This is a genomic window from Streptomyces sp. NPDC040410, from assembly GCF_055595715.1.
Genome location: NZ_JBVIVK010000010.1, coordinates 103,762 through 118,471, shown reverse-complemented (window position 1 = coordinate 118,471; position 14,710 = coordinate 103,762). Strand labels below are relative to the sequence as shown.

Genomic DNA, 14,710 nt, shown 5'->3' with positions numbered 1-14,710 from the left:
GGCTGCCACGTCTGGGCCCGTTGGCCACTGACCGCATCCTTGAGCCAGCTCGGAGCCCAGCCAGGCAGGCTCGACCGAACGGATGGCCGAGATCACCGGGTTGGCTGGTAGAGCGCCCTCCACGTCAGAGGTCGGCTCCGGTTGCCGGGTCATTCAGGGGCGTTGACGCGGTGGGTTCCGCCGTCGTTGGTGGACGAGGCGGTCCAGGCGGCGGGCTGTGTGGAGCGTCGGGTCCGGCTGCGGCAGACCCGGGTGGTGGTGTATTTCGTGCCGGCCCTGGGCTTGTTCGGGGAGTGCGGTTATCGCTGGGTCTGGGCGGCGAGGTGGCCGCGCGGGAGGGTGACTGATCCGTCGGCGGCAGCCTTGCGGCAGGCCCGGCAGCGGTTAGGGGTGAAGCCACGTCACGCAGATCTGCGTGACCGCGCTCCAACTCCGCAGGAAGGAACAGGAGCTGGTGAAGCAAGCCGCCGGCGAGTTGTGGACCGACTCGGACTCTGTGTTCACCACACGCTGCGGCACGCCGTTCGAGTACGGCTCCCTGCTCGCCGCGCTCGACGTGGACCCCCGCGTCGCTATGCAGACCCTTCGGCACAGCAAGATCGCGGTGACGATGGAGGTCTGCACGCACGTCCCGTCAGAGTCGACTCGCAGGGCACCGCGCAAGCTCGGCAAGCACCTTGGGAAGCAAGATCGGAGGTAGTCGCTGTACTTCGCTGCTGTACGGCATGCCAAAGCCCCCACCAGATATCCCTGGTAGGGGCTTTGAGCTGCGTGGACCTGAGGGGATTTGAACCCCTGGCCCCCTCGATGCGAACGAGGTGCGCTACCGGACTGCGCCACAGGCCCTTGCAACGAGTGAAACTCTAGCATCCCCGTCCGGGTGCTTGGAAATCCGTTCCCGGCTGGTCACGGCCATGCTCCGGAGAGCGGCGGGCCTCTACTCGTTGGCCGCGCGCGGCCGGTCCCCGTCCTCGTACTGGTCGAAGAGCGGCGTGCGGCCGCGCTCTCGGGCACGGCGGGCGGAGGCGGCGCGACGGGCGTCACTGCGACCGTCCGCCGCCGGCCTGCCCTCCGCGGGGGACGACTCCTCCACTCCCCCGTCGCACGCGCCGGGCTCCGCTTCCTGCTCCTGCTCGTGCTCCGGTGCCACCGGGCTCGACCGCGCCGAGCTCCATGTGTCCGGCGCCCCCAGATCCACGTCCGCGGTGGCCCGCGGAGCGACCGGCGCGGTCACGTACGTCGGCAACGGCACCGGCACCGGGTCCCAGCTGTCCCCGCTCCCCGGCCCGGCCTGCCGCTCGCGCTGCTGGTCGACCCACTCGGCGTGGTCGGTCTGCTCGACGAGGGCCCGACGGTCCGCGGCGAGCGCCGACAGCCCGGGATCCGCCTCCGGCTCGGGTCCCTCGTCCGGCTCGGCCACATCCACGCCGGTGTCCGTGGACGCCCGTCGACGCGGCTGCCGCGCGCGCTCCCGCAGCCGCTGTGCCGCGGCCTCGGCCCGGCGCCGGTCCATCTGGTAGGCGAAGCGGCGGCGTTCCTTTGCGCGCAGATGCGCGATGTACGCGCTGAGCAGCACGGCCGGCACGCCGGGCGCCCAGAGGAACGCGAGGCCCCCGACCGCGGCGACGACCGCGCCGAGCGTGAAGGCGAGGAAGAGCACCACTGTGGTGCGCCGACGGCGCGCGAGCACCTTCGTACGCCGGGCCCGCGCGGCGGCCGCCTCCGCACCGGCGTCCGCACGCCGGGCAGCGGGCACCCGCTTCCGCTGCGGTTCCCGTACCTGGCCCTGCGCCTGTTCCCGTACCTGGTCCCGTACCTGGTCCCGTACCTGGCCCCGTACCTGGTCCCGTACCTGGCCCCGTACCTGGTCCCGCACCTGGTCCCGTACCTGTTCGCGTGCCTGTTCCGCCCGCCCCGCGGCCTGCGGCTCGACCGCCGCGTGCGTCTGCGGGCGGGTCGGAGGCATGGCGAAGGCCCGGACGTCCACCGAATCGGTGGTCCCCGGGTCCACGGCGCTGGACTCCCCCTCGTCGGTGGAGCGCGCCCGCAGGTCCTTGGCGTACCGGCGCTCCATCCCCGCCCGTCCGGACAGCAACCGGATGGCTGTGCTGAAGCGTTCCGTCGGACGGGCCTCGTTCAGCTCGTCCTGCCTACGGAGCCACATCGGCACCAAGTAGGCGGCCCAGGCCCCGACAATGACTGCGTAGATGAGGCCGCTGCTGCTCACGCCTCACACGGTAGAGGGATTTGCGTGAGGCCATCCGCCAATTGAGCCGGTGTGTCGCACGATCTGGCTGATATTTCGAGCTTTTTTTGCGACCGATGCGATCAGTAGGCCACCGAGGTGCGAATTCAGCGCCCCCAGACGGTCATCCGTCGATCAATTCGAACATTTATTCAATTTACCGGGCTATGCGGGATTGTCGTGGGGCGCGCTCCGGGATCGTGCCCCGTGCCAGCGCCGCAGCAAACCGTCCGGCACCTCTTCCGAGGTGAGTGCGAAGACGAGGTGGTCGCGCCAGGCACCGTCGATGTGGAGATAACGGGGCCTGAGCCCCTCCTCGCGGAATCCGAGTTTCTCAACGACCCGGCGGCTGGGCCCGTTCTCGGGGCGAATGCAGACCTCGATGCGGTGCAGGCCGACGGTCCGGAAACAGTGGTCCACGGCGAGCGCCACGGCCGTCGGCATCACGCCGCGGCCGGCCACCGCCTCGTCCACCCAGTAACCGACGTGCCCCGAGCACATCGAGCCCCAGGTGATCCCGGCCACCGTCAACTGCCCGACCAGCCGCCCCTGGTACTCGATGACGAACGGCAGCATCCGCCCCGCGTTCGCCTCGGACCGCAGGTGCCTGACCATCTGGCGGTACGTGGGCCGGTGCACGATCGGCCCGGTCGGCGTGGGCGGCGGAATGGTCGCCTCCCAGGGACGCAGCCACTCCCGGTTGCGCCGGTTGACCTCGCGCCACGCCCGCTGGTCGCGCAGCTTTATCGGCCGGAGGACGACATCGCCGTCCGCCAGCACGACGGGCCAGGACGGGCTGTTCAGCTCGCACCCCCAGTACCGCCGCCGGGTCTGGGGTGGTCGCCGCCGCGGATCTGGTCGACGGCGTGCACCAGCAGGGGCTCCAGGACGGCCAGGCCGTCCTTCACCCCGCCGGTGGAACCCGGCAGGTTGACGATCAGCGTCCGCCGCGCCACCCCGGCCAGACCCCGGGAGAGCGCCGCGGTGGGCACCTTCTCCCTGCCGAACGCCCTGATGGCCTCCGCAATGCCCGGCACCTCGTAGTCGATCACCTCACGGGTCGCCTCGGGCGTGCGGTCGGTGGGCGAGATCCCGGTGCCGCCGGTGGTCACGACAACGTCGTAACCGGCCTCGACACCGGCGAGCAGGGCAGCCTTCACCGGGTCGCCGTCCGGGACGACCTGCGGCCCGTCGACGGAGAATCCGAAGCCGCCGAGGCCCTTGGCGATCAGCGGGCCGCCCTTGTCCTCGTACACACCCGCCGCGGCGCGGTTGGAGGCCGTCACGACCAGCGCGCGGTACGCCCCCGCGCTCATGCCCGGCTCCAGTCGCCCGACTTGCCGCCCGTCTTCTCCTCCACCCGCACGTCCGTGATGACCGCTCCCTTGTCGACCGCCTTGACCATGTCGATCACGGTGAGCGCGGCGACGGAGACCGCTGTGAGGGCCTCCATCTCGACGCCCGTGCGGTCCGTCGTCTTCACCGTGGCCGAGATCTCCACGGCGTCGTCCGCGACCGACAGATCCAGTTTCACACCGGACACCGACAACGGGTGGCACAGCGGAATCAGATCCGGGGTGCGTTTGGCGCCCATGATGCCCGCGATCCGCGCGGTGGCCAGGGCGTCTCCCTTGGGGACCCCCTCGCCGCGGAGCAGCTCCACCACGCGGGACGAGACCAGGACGCGGCCGCTGGCGCGGGCGGTGCGCGCGGTGACGTCCTTCCCGGACACGTCGACCATCCGGGCCGCGCCCGCGTCGTCGATGTGCGTCAGTCGGTCCTGCACAGGGGGTCCGGGGGTCTCCCCCCGGGAAGGCACAGTCATGGTGTGTGGCGCTCCCGGTCCGGGCCCGCCCCGGTGCGGCGCGCGGGCCTGTTGTGCGCGACACGCTACCCCCAAGTCGCGGCCCGCAACGGAGCAGGACCGCGGTGCGAACGGGCACGCGCGGCTGCGCTCAGCCCAGCAGGACGACCTCGACCTCGGTGCCGGGCTCGACCGACTCGGCGTCCTCGGGGACGACGATCAGCGCGTCCGCCTGCGCGAGGGCCGCGACCAGGTGGGATCCGGCACCGCCGACCGGGGTGACCGCGCCGTCGGCGTACGTCCCGCGCAGGAACTGCCTGCGCCCCTTCGGCGAGGTCAGCGCCTTGTCCGCTCTCAGGGTCGCCCGGGTCGTCGGCCGGTGGACGTCGTCGAGCCCCATCAGGGCACGGATCGCGGGGCGCACGAACAGCTCGAAGGAGACGTACGACGACACGGGGTTGCCGGGGAGCGCGAGCAGCGGCGTGTGGTCGGGGCCGATGGAGCCGAAGCCCTGGGGCTTGCCGGGCTGCATGGCGAGCGTGCGGAACTCGATGCCGCTGCCCGCCTCGTCCTCGTCGCCGACGTACGACAGCGCCTCCTTGACGACGTCGTACGCCCCCACGCTCACGCCGCCCGTCGTGACCATGAGGTCGGCCCGGACGAGCTGGTCCTCGATGGTGGACCGGAGGGTCTCGGCGTCGTCGGCGACGGCGCCCACGCGGTAGGCGATGGCGCCGGCGTCGCGGGCGGCCGCGGTGAGGGCGAAGCTGTTGGAGTCGTAGATCTGACCGCTGCCCAGTTCCTCGCCGGGCTGGACGAGTTCGGTGCCGGTGGACATCACGACCACGCGCGGGCGCGGACGCACGCGGACCGTGCCGCGGCCGATCGCGGCGAGCAGGGCGATCTGCGGCGGGCCGAGGACCGTGCCCGCGGCCAGGGCGCGGTCTCCCGCCCTCACGTCGCTGCCCTTCGCGCGCACGTGCGCGCGTGCTTCGGCCGGCCGGTACACGCGCACGTGCCCCTCGGCGCCCTCGGGGGCCAGGGCGCGGGCACGCATCCCGGTCACCGGGCCCTCGCCGAGGCCCCCGTCGGTCCACTCCACCGGGACGACGGCCTCGGCGCCGGGCGGCAGCGGGGCTCCGGTCATGATCCGGGCGGTCTGGCCGGGGCCCACGTGGAGCGGCTCGGCCTGGCCCGCCGCGACGTCCCCGACGACTTCCAGGACGGCGGGGAACTCCTCGCTCGCGCCCGCGACATCCGCGATCCGCACCGCGTACCCGTCCATGGAGCTGTTGTCGAACGGCGGCAGGGACACCGGCACCGTGACCTCCTCGACCAGGACGCAGCCCTGGGCGTCGAGCAGTTGCAGCTCGATGGGTTCGAGGGGGCGGACGGTCGCGAGGATGTCCTCCAGATGTTCGTCCACCGACCAGAGGTGGTCCTGACCGGCGGTGGGGGGCGCGGCGCTGCTCAACGTTGCTACATCTCCTCGGCTACGTAACTGCGAAGCCAGGTCCGGAACTCCGGGCCCAGGTCTTCACGTTCGCATGCGAGTCTCACAATGGCACGCAGGTAGTCGCCACGGTCGCCGGTGTCATAGCGGCGGCCCTTGAAGACGACACCGTGCACGGGGCCACCGACCTTCTCGTCGTCGGCGAGCTGCTGGAGGGCGTCGGTGAGCTGGATCTCGCCGCCGCGGCCCGGCTCGGTCTTGCGCAGTATGTCGAAGATGCCGGGGTCGAGGACGTAGCGGCCGATGATCGCGTAGGTGGACGGGGCGTCCGCCGCGTCCGGCTTCTCGACCAGGCCGGTCACCTTGACGACGTCGCCGTCCGGGGTGGGCTCCACGGCCGCGCACCCGTAGAGGTGGATCTGCTCGGGCGCGACCTCCATGAGCGCGACGACGCTGCCGCCGCGCTGCTCCTGGACCTCGACCATGCGCGCGAGCAGCGGGTCGCGCGGGTCGATCAGGTCGTCGCCCAGCAGAACGGCGAAGGGCTCGTTCCCGACGTGGGGGGCCGCGCACAGGACGGCGTGACCGAGACCCCTGGGGTCGCCCTGACGCACGTAGTGCATGGTCGCGAGGTCGCTGGACTCCTGGACCTTGGCGAGCCGCTCGCCGTCGCCCTTCTTCTCCAGGGCGGACTCGAGCTCGTAGTTGCGGTCGAAGTGGTCCTCGAGAGGCCGCTTGTTGCGGCCCGTGATCATGAGGACGTCGTCGAGGCCGGCTGCCACGGCCTCCTCGACCACGTACTGGATCGCCGGCTTGTCGACGACCGGCAGCATCTCCTTGGGAGTGGCCTTGGTGGCCGGCAGGAACCGGGTGCCGAGGCCTGCTGCGGGGATGACAGCCTTACTGATCCTGGGGTGCGACTGGGTCATGCCCGCAACTTTATCCGGTGCCTTTGCAGGGAATCTGTCGGTCCGGTTAATTAGCTCTCATATGAGCGCAATGGATGGGTACGGGAGCAGCTTTGAGTCACTTCGGACGTCCGGCCGAGCCTGACAAGCGAATGTTGCGGCGAGAGTTCCTCGCGGTGAGGAACACGTTGACGGCGGATGACGTACGGGAGGCGGCCGCCGCGCTGGCCGAGCGGGCACTGGAACTGCCCGAACTGGAGCACGCGCGCACGGTGGCGGCGTACGTCTCCGTGGGCAGCGAGCCCGGAACGCTCGCGCTGCTGGACGCGCTGCGCGCGCGGGGCGTGCGCGTCCTGCTTCCCGCGCTCCTGCCCGACAACGACCTGGACTGGGGCGCCTACACCGGGGAGGGCTCTCTCGCGCGGGTCCAACACGGCGGAAAGATGGCCCTCTTCGAGCCGGCCGGCGAGCGCCTCGGTCCGGACGCCGTGACCGCGGCCGACGTCGTCCTGCTGCCCGGCCTCGCGGTCGACGCGCGCGGCATGCGTCTGGGGCGCGGCGGGGGATCGTACGACCGGGTGCTCACCCGACTGGAGCAGGCGGGCGCCAGCCCCGCGCTGGTGGTGCTGCTGTACGACTCCGAGGTCGTCGAGCGGGTGCCGGAGGAGGCGCACGACCAGCCGGTGCAGGCGGTGGTCACACCGTCCCTCGTGCGCCGGTTCGGAGCCGATGCGCCTCGCTGAGCGCTGCGAACGGGGCCTGCACACGCATGCGTGCGGGCCCCGCCTCATGGTCCTCAGGGCTTCAGCACCAGCGTGTCGCTCGTGCCGTCGTCGACCGCCTTGTCCGAGAAGGACCAGTCCAGCAGTTCGCCCTGGACCCACTTGCCGGTCTGGTCGGTGTAGTGGGCGCTGTAGGCGTGTCCGGAGGCGCCGGTCAGGTTGATCCACTTCGACTTGTCGAGATCGTCGAGGTTGACCACCATCCGCATCGACGGCACCCATACGACCCCGTAGCCGCCGGCCGCGTTCCAGCCGGCCGCGTTGACCGCCGCCTCACCGCCGCTGAGCTTCCACGGGCCGCGGTTGAGGACGTACTGCAGATAGCCGGGGCCGCTCGTGCCCAGAGTCTGGTTCTTCAGGAACAGGCGGTGCAGCCGGCCCCAGCTCCAGGTGTCGATGTCCTTGCCGAGCTTGGCGGTCAGCTCCCAACGGGCGTCGATCATCGCGCGCTTGAACAGCTTGTCGCGGTCGGTCGCGCGGGGGCGGTTGCCGTTCTTGGGCGTCTGCCACCAGTCGCTGTTCTCGTCGTCCATCAGGCTGCGCACCACCTCGAACCAGCGGTCGCCGCCGTCGGGCTGCGCCTGGTCGGCGTCGCGCTGGCCGCACTCACGCACCTTCTCCGTCTCGTCCACGGGCCCGGTGGTGTTGACGGGGTCGACCCACAGGCACTGACCCTTCACCCGCAGCTCCTTGGGCAGCTTGTTGCCGAAGGCGAGCTTGAGGATGTTGCGCCAGACCGAGTTGAAGTACGCGGCCGCCGCCGAGTCGGCGTCCTGGGTGTAGTCCCAGCCCTCAAGGAGCTTCTGCGCCTCGCGGACGTCCTTGTCCCCGGTGTCGATCTTCAGCAGCCCTGGCACGAGCAGCTTGGCGATCTCACTGCTGTTGTCGAGCTGCATCTGGCGCATGTCGTCGGTGGAGATCTTGCCGCCGCCGTCGATCTTCTGCTCGATCAGGTCGGCGATCCGCTGGCTGCGGGTGCCGTAGCCCCAGTCGGCCGTAAGGGTGTAGGGGTACTTGTCCTTGTCGACGACGGCCTGGTTGGCGGCGACGATGTAGCCGCGCTTCGGGTTGTACTCGTACGGCAGGTCGTCCTGGTCGATGTAGCCGGTCCACGCGTACGCGGAGTCCCAGCCCGGCGCCGGGATCGAGCCGTCGTGGCCCTTCGCGCGCGTGGGGATCTTTCCGGGCAGCGTGTAGCCGATGTCGTCCTTGGTGTCGGCGTAGACCAGGTTCTGCGAGGGCACGTCGAACAGCCGGGCCGCCGCGCGGAAGGCGTTCCAGTCGGCCGCCCTGTCCAGCGCGAAGACGGCGTCCATGGAGGTGCCCGGCTCCAGCGCGGTCCACTTCAGCGCGATGCCGTAGCCGTCGCCCCGGTCGGGCGCCGCGGTGTCGACGGTGGCCTTCTTGCCGACCTTCACGAGCTCGTCGTCACGGTCGGACAGCAGCGGCCCGTTGTTGGTCGCACGGACGACGATCTTCTTGGACGCCCCGCCGGCGACCTTGATGGTCTCGTCCCGGGAGGTGAACGGCTTCACCTTGCCGTCGTACAGGTAGCCCTCGCCGCTGAGCTTCTCCAGATAGAGGTCGGTGACGTCGGCCCAGGAGTTGGTCATGCCCCAGGCGATGTTCTGGTTGTGGCCGATGATCACACCGGGCATGCCCGCGAAGGTGTAGCCGGTGACGTCGTACTGGCACTTGCTGGAGACGGTGCGGCAGTGCAGGCCCATCTGGTACCAGACGGACGGCAGCGAGGCCGCCAGGTGCGGGTCGTTGGCCAGGAGCGGCTTGCCGCTGATGGTGTACTTCCCGGCGACGACCCACGAGTTGGAACCGATGCCGTTGCCGTTCACGCCGACGGCCGCGGGGACGTCGTCCAGGACCTTGTAGAGCCCGGACAGCTGGCTCTGCAGGGCCGACGTGCCGGAGCCGGCGCCCGTGCCGGTCCCCGTGCCCGTGCCGGTGCCCGTCGACGTGCCCGAGGCGCCGCCCGTGGACGTCCCGCCGGCAGTCCCGGCAGACGCGTCTGCCGCGTCGTGTTGCTCGAACGTCCCGGTGAGGTCGTCGTACTGGCCCTCCTGGACGATCGCGCCATTGCGGCTGTACGGGTACTGCGGGTACAGGTCCGCGATCTGCTTGGGGCCCAGGCGGCTGGTCAGCAGGGCGCGGTCGATCTCGTCCTGCATGTTGCCGCGCAGGTCCCAGGCCATCGCCTTCAGCCAGGAGACCGAGTCGACCGGCGTCCAGTCCTCGGGCTTGTAGTCGTAGCTGAAACCGAGGGCCGCGTACTCCAGGGAGATGTCCTCGCCCTCCTTGCCCTCCAGGTAGGCGTTGACCCCCTTGGCGTACGCCTGGAGGTACTTCTTGGTGGAGGCCGACAGTTTGGTCTCGTACTCCTGCTCGGCGACCCGGTCCCAGCCCAGGGTGCGCAGGAACTCGTCGTTGTCGACCTGGCTCTTGCCGAACATCTCCGACAGACGCCCGGAGGTCATGTGGCGGCGCACGTCCATCTCGTAGAACCGGTCCTGCGCCTGAACGTAGCCCTGCGCCATGAACAGGTCCTCGTCGGAGGACGCGTAGACCTGCGGGATGCCGTAGCCGTCACGCTTCACGTCGACGGGCCCCGACAGGCCCTCCAGCGTGATCGAACCCTTGGTCTGGGGAAAGGAGGCGCGGACGGTGCTGATCGACCAGTAAGCCCCGTAGGCGCAGCCACCGACGATGGCCAGTACCAGGACAAGCACGATCAAACGGGCTTTGCGCCCCTTCTTCCTGCCGGACTTGCCGGGCTTCTGACCCGATGAGGCGGTGGTGTTCGGGGGCATCGCTGTCCTTGCTGTCCTAACGCGAGCGGCAGGGCGGGCTGTCCTTTTGAATTGGCGCTGGAGCAACCATAGGCGCAGGGCCCGGTGCGGCTTGACTCGGAGTGGGCAACCGGCACGGACGGGCGTTCGGTCTCGCACCGCAAGCGTCAAGAAATCGTCAAGAGTTAGGTAAGGTAACAAAGTACTCGGGTGCGGAGTCTCTCGGCTTCGTGTCGGATGTACACGAGCTTCCGCGCGGGATGCGCGAGGAGCCAGGGAAGGGAACGGCCGCTGACTGTCCACCACCTCAACCAGCTTCTGCTCGTCTGCTCGCTCGTCCTGCTCGTCGCCGTGGCAGCGGTCCGGATCTCCTCGCGCAGCGGGCTCCCCAGCCTGCTCGTCTACCTGGGGATCGGCATCGCCATGGGCCAGGACGGCATCGGCGACATCCACTTCAACAACGCCGAACTGACCCAGGTCATCGGATACGCGGCCCTCGTCGTGATCCTGGCCGAGGGCGGCCTCGGCACGAAGTGGAAGGAGATCGAGCCGGCCCTGCCGGCCGCCTCCGCGCTGGCGCTGGTCGGTGTCGCGGTGAGCGTCGGGGTCACCGCCACGGCCGCCCACTACCTGATCGGCCTCGAATGGCGTCAGGCGCTCATCATCGGGGCGGTCGTCTCCTCGACGGACGCGGCGGCGGTCTTCTCCGTGCTGCGCAAGATCCCCCTCCCCGCGCGCGTGACGGGCACGCTGGAGGCCGAGTCCGGCTTCAACGACGCTCCCGTGGTCATCCTGGTGGTCGCCTTCTCCCAGGCCGGCCCGGTAGAGCACTGGTACGTGCTGATCGGCGAGATCGCGCTCGAGCTGGCCATCGGCGCCGCCATCGGTCTCGCGGTGGGCTGGCTGGGCTCCTGGGGGCTCAGGCATGTGGCACTGCCGGCCTCCGGCCTGTACCCGATCGCGGTCATGGCGATCGCGGTCACGGCGTACGCCGCGGGCGCGCTGGCGCACGGCAGCGGCTTCCTGGCCGTCTACCTCGCCTCGATGGTCATGGGCAACGCGAAGCTGCCCCACTGGCCCGCCACCCGCGGCTTCGCCGACGGGCTCGGCTGGATCGCCCAGATCGGCATGTTCGTCCTGCTCGGCCTGCTGGTCACCCCACACGAACTGGGCGACGACGTATGGCCAGGGCTCGTCATCGGGCTGGTGCTGACGATGGTGGCGCGCCCGCTCAGCGTCGTGGTCTGCCTGACGCCGTTCCGGGTGCCGTGGCAGGAGCAGACCCTCATGTCCTGGGCCGGGCTGCGCGGCGCCGTCCCCATCATCCTGGCCACGATCCCGATGGTGGCGGGCGTCGACGCCAGCCGCCGGATCTTCAACATCGTCTTCATCCTGGTCGTCGTCTACACCCTGGTCCAGGGGCCGACGCTGCCCTGGCTCGCCCGCACACTGCACCTGGGCAAGGACCCGGAGGCCGCCGACCTGGGCATCGAGTCGGCGCCCCTGGAGCGGCTGCGCGGGCATCTGCTGTCCGTCGCGATCCCGGAGGGGTCGAAGATGCACGGCGTGGAGGTCAACGAGCTGCGGCTGCCGGCCGGGGCCGCCGTCACCCTGGTCGTCCGCGACGGAAAATCCTTCGTTCCGCTGCCGACGACGGTGCTGCGCCGCGGGGACGAGCTGCTCGTGGTCGCAACGGATCCCGTCCGGGACGCGGCGGAGCGACGGCTGCGCGCCGTGGGCCACGGCGGCAAGCTGGCCGGCTGGCTGGGCACGAACGGTGACACCACTGGTCGTTGAGGGCGTGTTTCGCGCGGTTCACACCCCCGCCATTCACAGGTGAACGCGCGCGTGGTGCTCATTTTCACAGCTCCGCCAGGCCATGATCCCTGTACTATGAAGGCGCATTTTGATCGAACCAACTCTGCCTGACGCAGAGCTGGCGCGACCGCATGGCGGCCGACCTGCCCTCACCAGTGGGCGCCGGTATCTACCGCAGTCCGCGCAAGAGGACAGCTCTCGGCGAACCCGTCCCCCACAGGGGCCACGCGCTACCAGGCGGCAGAAAGGCACGGGCCGTGGCATCCACGGTCACCTCCCGCCCCGGGTACGGGCAGCTGCTGCGTACCCGTGGCGCCTGGACGTTCCTGCTCCCCGGCTTCGCGGCACGCCAGCCCTTCGCGATGCTCACCATCTCCATCGTGCTGCTCGTGCAGCACACCACCGGCTCGTACGGCGCGGCGGGCGCCGCCGCGGCCGTCACCGGCGTCTCCATGGCACTGTTCGCGCCCTGCAGCGGCCGCCTCGCGGACCGCTACGGGCAGCGTGCCGTACTGCTTCCCGGCGTGCTGGTCCACGCACTGTCGGGCCTGGCCCTGACAGCACTCGCGTTGGCGCACGCGCCGCTGTGGGCACTGTGCGCGGCGGCCGTGCCCACCGGCGCCTCGGTGCCGCAGATCGGCCCCATGGTGCGCGCCCGCTGGGGCGTGAAGCTCCAGGGCTCGCCCCTGATGACCACCGCGGCCGCCTTCGAGTCCGTCACGGACGAGCTGACCTTCGTCGTCGGGCCCCTGCTGGCCACCGCCCTGTGCGCCACGGTCGACCCCGCCGCGGGCCTGCTGACGGAGGCCTCGCTCACCCTGCTCGGCGGTCTGCTGTTCGCCGCGCAGAAGAGCACGCAGCCCCCCGTCACCACCGCGGGGCACGCGCGCGTGGAGCACGGTTCCGCTCTGCGCGTCCCCGGGGTGCGCGTCCTGATCGCGGCCTTCCTGGGCATCGGATCCGTCTTCGGCGGTATGCAGGTCTCGCTGGCCGCGTTCACCGAGTCGATCGGCGAGCCCGGTCTGAACGGCGTCCTGTACGGCGTCTTCGCCGCGGGCAACATGCTCTCCGGCGTCGTCTGCGGTGCCGTCTCCTGGAAGGCCGCCCCGCAGCGGCGCCTCGTCATCGGGTACGCCGCCCTCGCGCTGACCGCCTCCGGCCTGTGGGCCGCTCACTCCGTCCTCGTCCTGGCCGGCCTCGGCCTCCTGGTCGGCATGTGCATCGCGCCCGCCCTGATCACCGGCTACACCCTGGTCGAGGATCTGGTCCCGGCCGGCGCCCGCACCGAGGCCTTCACCTGGCTGACCGGCGCGGTGGCGCTCGGCCAGGCGGCCGCCGTCACGGCCGCCGGACAGCTGGAGGACCGCTTCTCGGACGGCTCCGGATTCCTGGTGCCGACGGGCGGCACGGTGCTCGCCCTGGTCACCCTGGTGGCGCTGCGCTCGCGGCTCGCGGCGCGGCCCCGCGGCCGTACCGTCACACGTGGCGTCGGTCACCGCGTGCCGGTGGCAGTGGACTGATCCTCAGGAATACGTCACTATGGACGCTCGTTAGCACTCATTGAGTGAGAGTGCCAGGAGGAAGACAAGTGCCGACCTACCAGTACCAGTGCACCGAGTGCGGCGAGGGCCTCGAGGCGGTGCAGAAGTTCACCGACGACGCCCTGACCGAGTGCCCCAACTGCGATGGCCGCCTGAAGAAGGTGTTCTCCGCGGTCGGCATTGTCTTCAAGGGCTCCGGCTTCTACCGCAACGACAGCCGCGGCTCCTCGTCGAGCAGCTCGCCGTCGTCGTCCTCGAAGTCGTCGACGTCCACCACGTCGTCCTCGTCGCCTTCGGCACCTTCGTCCTCTTCGTCCTCTTCGTCGTCCTCGGACTCGAAGTCGTCGAGCACCGGCACCTCGGCCGGCAGCAGCTCGGCCGCGTAGCACTCGCTCACCCGACCCTGCCGTCGTACGACGGCAGGGTTCTCGGCGTTTCCCCACCCGCTCCCTGTGCCGGCGCGACGCCAGCTAATGTGCTGGTCATGGCGAACGCAGAGATCGGTGTAATCGGCGGCTCCGGCTTCTACTCGTTCCTCGACGACGTGACCGAGATCCAGGTGGACACCCCCTACGGCTCACCCAGCGACTCCCTCTTTTTCGGTGAGATCGCCGGACGGCGGGTCGCCTTCCTGCCGCGGCACGGACGCGGCCACCATCTGCCGCCGCACCGCATCAACTACCGCGCGAACCTGTGGGCGCTGCGCTCGGTCGGGGTGCGCCAGGTACTCGGCCCGTGCGCGGTGGGCGGCCTGCGCCCCGAGTACGGGCCCGGCACGCTGCTGGTGCCGGACCAGCTGGTCGACCGTACGAAGTCCCGGGCGCAGTCGTACTTCGACGGGCTGCCGCTGCCCGGCGGCACCGTCCCGAACGTGGTGCACGTGTCACTGGCCGACCCCTACTGCCCGGCCGGGCGCGCGGCCGCGCTGAAGGCTGCGCGCGGGCAGGACTGGGAGCCGGTGGACGGCGGCACGCTGGTCGTGATCGAGGGGCCGCGTTTCTCGACCAGGGCCGAATCCCTGTGGCACCAGGCACAGGGCTGGGCCGTGGTCGGCATGACGGGTCACCCCGAGGCGGCGCTCGCCCGTGAGCTCGAGCTCTGCTACGCCACGCTGACGCTGGTCACCGACCTCGACGCCGGCGCGGAGACCGGCGAGGGCGTGTCCCACGACGAGGTGCTGCGAGTGTTCGCGGCGAACGTGGACCGGCTGCGCGGCGTGCTCTTCGACGCGGTGGCCGCGCTGCCCTCGAACGAGGAGCGGGACTGCCCCTGCACGTCGGCGCTCGGCGGGATGGATCCGGGGTTCGAGCTGCCGTAGGGCACCGGAGCGGGGCGGCGGAGCACGGAGAGAGGCGAGG

13 protein-coding genes, 1 tRNA gene and 1 pseudogene are annotated in these 14,710 nt (G+C 70.7%); 7 read left to right on the top strand and 8 right to left on the bottom strand.

Features of this window, described 5'->3' with window-relative positions; genetic code table 11:
* Positions 1–141: 141 nt before the first annotated feature.
* Both ACZ562_RS20915 and ACZ562_RS20910 read left to right on the top strand, forming a co-directional pair.
* Positions 142–387 (top strand): annotated as a pseudogene (locus ACZ562_RS20915) (transposase domain-containing protein); the annotation flags it as partial.
* 28 nt (positions 388–415) lie between these two features.
* On the top strand, positions 416–700 hold the full coding sequence (locus tag ACZ562_RS20910; protein ID WP_471181140.1) for a hypothetical protein: 285 nt from the start codon (positions 416–418) through the stop codon (positions 698–700).
* Positions 701–772: 72 nt separating this feature from the next.
* Here the strand turns inward: ACZ562_RS20910 and ACZ562_RS20905 are convergent.
* The 7 genes from ACZ562_RS20905 to galU form a co-directional block, all read right to left on the bottom strand.
* Positions 773–846 (bottom strand) — tRNA-Ala (locus ACZ562_RS20905).
* A gap of 91 nt (positions 847–937) precedes the next feature.
* Entirely contained in the window at positions 938–2,227 is a 1,290-nt protein-coding gene (sepX, locus tag ACZ562_RS20900) for a divisome protein SepX/GlpR (RefSeq protein WP_471181138.1), read from the bottom strand.
* A 183-nt stretch (positions 2,228–2,410) separates the two neighbouring features.
* Positions 2,411–3,025, bottom strand: coding sequence for a GNAT family N-acetyltransferase (locus tag ACZ562_RS20895; protein WP_471181135.1), 615 nt, complete (start codon positions 3,023–3,025; stop codon positions 2,411–2,413).
* A 20-nt stretch (positions 3,026–3,045) separates the two neighbouring features.
* On the bottom strand, positions 3,046–3,561 hold the full coding sequence (locus ACZ562_RS20890; RefSeq protein ID WP_471181132.1) for a MogA/MoaB family molybdenum cofactor biosynthesis protein: 516 nt from the start codon (positions 3,559–3,561) through the stop codon (positions 3,046–3,048).
* Positions 3,558–4,070, bottom strand: a complete 513-nt coding sequence (moaC, locus tag ACZ562_RS20885; protein WP_471181129.1) for a cyclic pyranopterin monophosphate synthase MoaC — start codon at positions 4,068–4,070, stop codon at positions 3,558–3,560. Before moaC ends, ACZ562_RS20890 begins: the two co-directional genes overlap by 4 nt.
* Before the next feature lie 130 nt (positions 4,071–4,200).
* Positions 4,201–5,523, bottom strand: coding sequence for a molybdotransferase-like divisome protein Glp (glp, locus tag ACZ562_RS20880; protein ID WP_471181126.1), 1,323 nt, complete (start codon positions 5,521–5,523; stop codon positions 4,201–4,203).
* A gap of 5 nt (positions 5,524–5,528) precedes the next feature.
* A complete protein-coding gene (gene galU / locus ACZ562_RS20875; RefSeq protein WP_471181123.1) occupies positions 5,529–6,431 on the bottom strand; it encodes a UTP--glucose-1-phosphate uridylyltransferase GalU in 903 nt (300 codons plus the stop codon).
* 131 nt (positions 6,432–6,562) lie between these two features.
* On the opposite strand from galU, the gene ACZ562_RS20870 reads away from it, so the two are divergent.
* Positions 6,563–7,153, top strand: a complete 591-nt coding sequence (locus tag ACZ562_RS20870; protein ID WP_471181120.1) for a 5-formyltetrahydrofolate cyclo-ligase — start codon at positions 6,563–6,565, stop codon at positions 7,151–7,153.
* A 53-nt stretch (positions 7,154–7,206) separates the two neighbouring features.
* On the opposite strand, the gene ACZ562_RS20865 is transcribed toward ACZ562_RS20870, so the two are convergent.
* Entirely contained in the window at positions 7,207–10,014 is a 2,808-nt protein-coding gene (locus ACZ562_RS20865; protein WP_471181117.1) for a penicillin acylase family protein, read from the bottom strand.
* 216 nt (positions 10,015–10,230) lie between these two features.
* Between ACZ562_RS20865 and ACZ562_RS20860 the strand changes: the two genes are divergently transcribed.
* From ACZ562_RS20860 to ACZ562_RS20845, 4 genes are all read left to right on the top strand, one after another.
* Positions 10,231–11,790 (top strand): potassium/proton antiporter, encoded by a 1,560-nt coding sequence (locus ACZ562_RS20860; RefSeq protein WP_471181114.1) that lies wholly within the window; start codon positions 10,231–10,233, stop codon positions 11,788–11,790.
* Positions 11,791–12,068: 278 nt separating this feature from the next.
* On the top strand, positions 12,069–13,331 hold the full coding sequence (locus ACZ562_RS20855; RefSeq protein ID WP_471181111.1) for an MFS transporter: 1,263 nt from the start codon (positions 12,069–12,071) through the stop codon (positions 13,329–13,331).
* A gap of 68 nt (positions 13,332–13,399) precedes the next feature.
* Complete coding sequence (locus ACZ562_RS20850) at positions 13,400–13,738, top strand: FmdB family zinc ribbon protein (RefSeq protein ID WP_471181109.1); 339 nt, start codon at positions 13,400–13,402, stop codon at positions 13,736–13,738.
* 98 nt (positions 13,739–13,836) lie between these two features.
* Positions 13,837–14,670 carry an S-methyl-5'-thioadenosine phosphorylase gene (locus ACZ562_RS20845; protein ID WP_471181107.1) on the top strand — a complete coding sequence of 278 codons (834 nt, stop codon included), beginning with the start codon at positions 13,837–13,839 and terminating at the stop codon, positions 14,668–14,670.
* Positions 14,671–14,710 lie beyond the last annotated feature (40 nt).

What these genes read in the sequence shown, in the direction of transcription:
- ACZ562_RS20890 (WP_471181132.1), bottom strand. Translation starts at nt 3,561, where the DNA reads ATGAGCGCGGGGGCGTACCGCGCGCTGGTCGTGACGGCCTCCAACCGC.
- moaC (WP_471181129.1), bottom strand. Translation starts at nt 4,070, where the DNA reads ATGACTGTGCCTTCCCGGGGGGAGACCCCCGGACCCCCTGTGCAGGAC.
- galU (WP_471181123.1), bottom strand. Translation starts at nt 6,431, where the DNA reads ATGACCCAGTCGCACCCCAGGATCAGTAAGGCTGTCATCCCCGCAGCA.
- ACZ562_RS20870 (WP_471181120.1), top strand. Translation starts at nt 6,563, where the DNA reads ATGTTGCGGCGAGAGTTCCTCGCGGTGAGGAACACGTTGACGGCGGAT.
- ACZ562_RS20865 (WP_471181117.1), bottom strand. Translation starts at nt 10,014, where the DNA reads ATGCCCCCGAACACCACCGCCTCATCGGGTCAGAAGCCCGGCAAGTCC.
- ACZ562_RS20860 (WP_471181114.1), top strand. Translation starts at nt 10,231, where the DNA reads ATGTACACGAGCTTCCGCGCGGGATGCGCGAGGAGCCAGGGAAGGGAA.
- ACZ562_RS20845 (WP_471181107.1), top strand. Translation starts at nt 13,837, where the DNA reads ATGGCGAACGCAGAGATCGGTGTAATCGGCGGCTCCGGCTTCTACTCG.